The 6,068-nt window shown below is 60.3% G+C and carries 4 protein-coding genes and 2 pseudogenes; all 6 read right to left on the bottom strand.

Features of this window, described 5'->3' with window-relative positions; genetic code table 11:
* The coding region (locus EN781_RS23085; RefSeq protein WP_127400361.1) for an aldehyde dehydrogenase family protein at positions 1 to 289 on the bottom strand (289 nt) is incomplete at its 3' end.
* Between the two features lie 705 nt (positions 290 to 994).
* On the bottom strand, positions 995 to 1,501 hold the full coding sequence (locus EN781_RS23080; RefSeq protein WP_245468301.1) for a DUF977 family protein: 507 nt from the start codon (positions 1,499 to 1,501) through the stop codon (positions 995 to 997).
* Between the two features lie 277 nt (positions 1,502 to 1,778).
* Positions 1,779 to 3,617 carry a HipA domain-containing protein gene (locus EN781_RS23075; RefSeq protein ID WP_127286169.1) on the bottom strand — a complete coding sequence of 613 codons (1,839 nt, stop codon included), beginning with the start codon at positions 3,615 to 3,617 and terminating at the stop codon, positions 1,779 to 1,781.
* A 268-nt stretch (positions 3,618 to 3,885) separates the two neighbouring features.
* On the bottom strand, positions 3,886 to 4,563 hold the full coding sequence (locus tag EN781_RS23070) for an insulinase family protein (protein ID WP_342028462.1): 678 nt from the start codon (positions 4,561 to 4,563) through the stop codon (positions 3,886 to 3,888).
* Positions 4,564 to 4,762: 199 nt separating this feature from the next.
* Positions 4,763 to 5,094: pseudogene (locus EN781_RS23065) on the bottom strand (insulinase family protein); the annotation flags it as partial.
* A 60-nt stretch (positions 5,095 to 5,154) separates the two neighbouring features.
* Positions 5,155 to 6,068, bottom strand: a pseudogene (locus EN781_RS23060) (IS256 family transposase); the annotation flags it as partial.

Genomic DNA, 6,068 nt, shown 5'->3' with positions numbered 1-6,068 from the left:
GATCGCCTGCATGGTCGATGATCAGCTGATGCCATCGCCAAAGAACGTCGCTACGCTCTCGGGCAGTCAACGCGGCCCATCCCGACTGCGCAACATAGGCCTTGTCTACCGCAGCACGTGTCTCCTCGACGCCCATATCGGGAAGCTCTGCCAAAACTTCGCCGGTCGACGGATTGACGACCTCGAACGTCTTATTGCCAACCGGTCTGCCGAGTGCCGGCAGGCGATGGACGGCGCCAAACAGGTCCGGGGATTTCAGGTGGCGGATCATCGGCAGGCACAGGGGCAAACCGGGTTCCTCTCAAAGGCAGCTGATATGTATAATCGGCAGAGCCTCGGCGTGTACTCCGCACCTGCGGGTTCCTTATAGGGCCTCGGCCATACGGCTGGTAGACCATTCCACTCAACTTGAAAGGGAGAATTCTTGAACTCTTCTGGTCGATGGCTTGCGGTTCTCATCAGGTGCAAACTGAACAATGGACATCGGCTTCCCCACCGCGCGTACCGGCCATCGGTCCGAATAGCAGCAGTGCAGCCAAATGCCTTTTTTGAGCATCATCGGATTTGAAATTGCTTTCAAAAGTCCTCGATCTTGCCGCGCCCCATCGCGAGCGCCACAAACGGGCGTGGAAAATCAAAAGGGACCACAATCGAGAATCAGCACGGTGATGCCTTCTTTGCGACCGTAGGCACGCAGATCATCTGCAAGCTGGGCTCGGGACCGTGCAGGTCGCGCCCCAAAAAACGAGAGGGGGGTCGTTGTGGTGGAAGAAGTCGGGGATTTTCGAAAGAACGTCGTTTACGGCGGGTCGTCCCTGTAGAGCATTCCCCTCGAATGCGACCGCCTTCAAAGGAGGACTTACCATCGACTCCACGCTGATAACCGCTGCTGGCAAGCTGGAACTGAATACCGGTTAATTGCACTGAGGGCGGCGGCAACCAGCCCTCGAAAACTTTTTGCCCGGGGGATTAAGCTCGAAAAGAGTGTTCCTTATCATATGGTGTTCGCGTAAATGGACGTAGTGCGTTTCCTGGGTTGAATCACATAAAGTAGTCTGTGTTGACGTCTGCCGTACCACGTTCCCTTGCCGGTTCCATGTTGGGCTAGATGGTTTATTTCGACCAGGGTTGCCACATGTTTTTTGACGGTGTTCCGGTTTGCACCGGTCAGGTTGACGATCTCGCCAATGGTCATTCGCCCGCGCTCCTTGATGGCTTCAACTATTTGAAGGGAGAGTTCCGGAAGCGTACCGAGCACGAGACGCTCGCGCTCGATTTTCTTCTCAAGCCGCTGCTTTTGCTGCTGAAGAGCGCGCAGGAAATAAACAGCCCAGGGCTGCCAATTAGGCCTCGGACTGCGGATCGTTTTTTGAGTTTGCCGAAGCGCCAGATAGTAGCCCTCCTTGCTGTTCTCGATCACGCTTTCGAGCGAAGAGTAAGGCACATAAGCATAGCCACTGCGCATCAGCAGAAGCGTCGTCAGAACGCGATAGCCTTCCATTGCCGTCCTGGAATGGATGGATCTCCAAAAAGACCACCGTGAACATTGCTGCGACGAGCAGATATCTCGACCGCATCGACTGCGCCAGCCGACGCCCGAAGGGATTGTGCAGACGATCGAGCGGCTACCTCGCCGGCGCTAGAAGATAGGCCCTCCACTGAGCATCTATCATTAGCCTGAACTTTCGAGCCCTTGCCAAGCTTTGTCGGGGCGGTCTCGCCCATCACGGCTGGGAAGTGCGGTCCATGGAAACCGGCGTATCAGTTAGATCGATCATCTATGCAAACCCTTCGATGCGTTCGTGGACAATCGCGCGCATTTGCTCCGCCATCTTCGCGCCTTGAGAGCCGTCTGATAGAGGCGGCGGCAATTCGAGGTGGTTGAGCGCGCGTGAGAGGGCTGCAACAAGATCGTCGATGCTGGTATCCGCATCGGCTGCCTTGAGGCCAGCCGTGCTCGCGAAAGCCTTGAAGTCGGCGCGCCGCAGACGATCGTCCTTGCCGTTCAGCTTGAGGGCCATCCGGTCTTTTTCGAGGCGTGGAAACACGCGAGTCGTGACCGCGTCGTAGAGCGGAGCCATGCGAACTGAGCTGAATTGCGTGCTGCCGGGCTCTGCGATTTCCAGCAGTGCCATGTTCTTCAGGTGCATGTCGCCATCGGCGATCAGCCAGGCGAATAAGGATCGCTTCAGGACAAGCAGGACGTCTTCTTCGGGAGAGGTCGATAGCGGCCTTAGTGCCCGCGCGATGCGCTCCATCGTGCCGTCGTATTTTGCTTCGGTGGGCACGCCAAGTACCGAGCAGAAGTCCTCAAGCGCGAGCAGGTGTTTGTCCTCGAGGCCCGTTCTGATATCGAACCGCTCCACGAGTAGCGCCGGAGGCATCCCGTCAGGCATCGGGACGAGCGCTGTCGCGGGCGTCTTGAAACCGGCCGCGCTGCCCAAAGCGAGCGACTGCCATTCGATAACTGGCAGGGCCTCAAATCCGCCCGTACCCGCAGGTTTGAGAATGTGGGTAAAAGGCCGGCCGATACTGGGAGAGAGGGTGCCATCCGCACTGAGGAACATAGGCGCTTTGATCTGAACACCCGAAAGGCGAGGCGTATCAGTACGCTCGAATATCTGTGCGAGATTGCGTTCGAAACTCTGCTCCAGGTCGCCGCGACCCGGCCCTGCATACTGGCCAGTGAAGACAGTGTTTCTAGTGAAGCCATTGAGCCGGGTTAACAGGATGTCGGGCGGCAGGGCGGAGAGATCGCTCGCACGCTCGACGATGGTGATGTTGGACATGTAGCGTTTGCCCGAGCGTAGCGTCGCGCGCTCGTCGCGGTCGTTCAACACTGACTCAAGCCAGCCTTCAGGCAGCAGCGACAGAATGAAAGGAGGGAGCTTGCCCGGCGTGGTCTGGCGAACAAGTGGCGGGCCCTGATCGTCTGCATTCCAGCGCCACTCAAAACCATCATGTGTGAGATTTCCGAGCGGAGCGCCGTGCCACGCCACGATCAGATCGAGCGCGGCTCCGTTGCGTGCCGGTTCTGTGGTCAGTGGAGGGCGGAGGAAAAAGCGCTCGGCGTGCTCGCCCTCGCGATACCACTGGTTCGCGCGGGCAAGCGCCCATGTCGCGTCGGCAGCGCCCTGGGCGCTGCCGTATTGTTCTATGAGGCGGTTCGCGATTGCCTCGCGCATCGTCTCGTCGATGGATGCCGCGTGTTCGCTGCGCAGGCGGAAAGCTTCGAGGAAGCGCTGGCGCATCGAGGAGACGTCGATCCGGATTTCTCCCATTCCATCATCGACAATCGCTTGAGCGACTGATGGGTGGTCGGGAGCTGCGTTCTGAATGATTTCCAGCAAGCGCAAGCGCCTGCGCTGTATTCGTCGCCCGCTCAGGAACAGGCGGCCATCCCGGGTCGGGCCGAGAAGCACAGCGCTCGCCGCCGAGAGGTAAGCGTTGGGATACAGGTATTTGGCGATGCGGACGGCGTGCTTGAGTATCGTGGCCTCGATATCCTCCCCGGCATCGACATAGATGCCGCGCATTAGCTGGATGAGCTTGCCCGTTTCAGCCTGATAGTGGCTGCGGGTTTTATCGATGTTTTCCCCAACGAGGTGAAGGGCCATTTTCTAACTTTCCCGTATCTGATATACGGGAAAGCTAGCATAATCGGCTTCATATTCAAGAGTTTCTAACTTTCCCGTATTTGGTATACGCAAAAGTTAGAATACTTTCTCGGAACGACGGCGTTCTTCGGGTCGGGAATCGAACCACGGGAGAGAACCTGGTCTGCGAAGGCGAGCAGGCAGAACTCAAGGCGTTCATTCTGCCACACCATAGTCGGATCAGCCACACGTAGGTCGGCGAGTCCTTCAGCTATTGTAGAGCGTGGGATTATTCGCTGTCACGGGCCAACGCCCATAATCGCGGGCTCGGCCGAAAGCAGCTTCTTCGCCGCCGCCCTGCCTGCTCGAGGATCACCTGCTCGATGAGGGCCGGGCGGCGCTGGATGTAGTCTATGCCGAGTTTGTCGAGCTGCAACCCGACAAGCGTGGCGGAAATCGGCCTGGAGGAACCCAGATTGTCGATAGCATAGGCGCCGATCAGATACTTCTTGCTCGCTTCGAGTTCGGCCGCTGTTGGGCCTGTGTCGACCAGCTCCTTGATTAGTTGTCTTATCAGGTCGAGCGTCTCGGCCGCCCTGTCGGCGCGCGTCGACGTCGTCACGACAAGCATGTTGGGCTGGTAGTCTTCCAAGCTGGACGAGACACCGTAGGCAAGGCCGCGCTTTTCGCGCACTTCCTGGAACAGACGTGAGGTAAATCGTGAGCCTCCGACTATATCGTTCATCAGCTGTCCCGCGTAGAATTCCGGGTCGTTGCGTCCCATGGCGGGAAAAGCCAGCTGGAGCGAAGTCTGGGGGAGGGCGTTGCGACCTGCGTCCGCTCGCCGCTTCGGGGTGACATCAGGTACGGGGGCGAGCGCCTGTTTCTGAGGCAAATCGCCGAACAGCTGGTCGAGCCTTGCTCTCAGGGCTTTGGCATCTATGTCGCCTACGACCGCCACATGCAGCCCGTCGCGGGCGAAAGCGGCTTTGTGGAAGGCGCTTAGATCGGCGGGCGTTACGCTGGTCAGGCTCCCTTGGGCGGTCTCGAATACGGATGCGTGCCGTAGAGTCCGCGCCGCCAGGCCAGCTCGGGGATCGCGTGAGGTTCGCGCTCATCGGCAATGATTTCGGAGAGAAGCTGGGCGCGTATGCGGTCGAAAACTGCTGGTATAGCCGGCTGCGGGTCCCGCCGCCGAGGATGTCGGCCAGCAGTCGAGCGCCTCGGCCTCGCCGGGTGCGGCCGTATGATAGGACGGCACCATCCATTGCGTGGAAAAGCGCGGCACCGAATTGCGCACGCCGGTCAGCGTCACCGTGCGCTTGGCGTTTTGCTCCGGCTCGACTGGGCGGATGCGGGTTAGACCAGGAGCCGTCGGCACGGTTCCCTACGTCTTATCGGCCAGCGCCTTGACCGTTTCCGGCTCGACATCGCCGGCCACCACCAGGACGGCGTTGCTGGGCGTGTAATATTTGTCATAGAAGGCTCTGGAGTCGGTGCCGTAGCGGATCGTGTTGGAATTTGGCGGAGCAGCCTCCGGCAAATTGAGGTTATCGGTTCATGCGGCGAGGTCAATCTGCTGATCGAGTGGCTTGGCGGGGAGCGTGTGCCATCCGTCGATTTTTCGCATCGAGATTTCGCCGGACGCAATCAACGCCCAGAACAACATTGCCGCGGTTTCGGCCGAAGGCAGCACGGTCTGGGTCTTGATGCGCCGCTTGAACTCTTCATGCAGACGCTCAATCGCGTTTGTAGTTCTGGTGCGCTTTTCCACTGGCTCGGCGGCAGGCGCGTGAAGGCGAAGAGGCGCTCACCGGCCTCCTCCAGGCTGTCGGCCACCGCCCGGCACTTGAGCCGCCATTTGCGCAGGAACGCCTTGCGGCGGCTCTCGATCTCCTCCGGCGTGGCCGCGTAGATCATGTCGGTGTAATCGGCGCTGATCTCCTTGTGCAGGCGCTCGGGAGCGTGGGCGAGCAGGTTGCGGTGCTTGTGAACCGTGCATCTTTGAACCGGCACCCCGTCCCACAGCCCAGCGATCGCCCCGTCCAAGCCGGGTGCGCCGTCGACGATGAGGAACTCAGGGCGGCGGAGGCCGCGTGCGACGAGATCGTCGAGGATCGCCCGCCAGGCCTCGGTCGTCTCGCCGCCCATGTTCTTGACCGCGAGCAGGATCTTGTGGCCGTCCGCGCGCACGCCGATGACAACGAGCAGCGGGATCGAGGTCGCCTTGCGGTCGAGCCTGACACGAACCACCGTCCCGTCGAGGATCAGGCGCACGATCGGGCTCGTCGGCCAGCGAGCGACCCTTCCAGGCGTCCCAGTCCGTCTTCACCTTGCGCCAGGTGCGGCTGACGACGTCCTTGCCGATCGCGCCGCCGAACAAGGCGGCAAGCGCACGACGGACGCGTCGCGCGTTCGTGCCCGCCAGGTATCTCGCCGCGCTCCGGGCGTCGGCGTCCTTCGTGCGCCGCT

The organism is Mesorhizobium sp. M4A.F.Ca.ET.090.04.2.1 (genome assembly GCF_003999085.1).
Classification (GTDB): Bacteria; Pseudomonadota; Alphaproteobacteria; order Rhizobiales; family Rhizobiaceae; genus Mesorhizobium.
The sequence above is the reverse complement of the archived record's forward strand: the minus strand, read 5'-3'. Positions and strand labels throughout refer to the sequence as shown.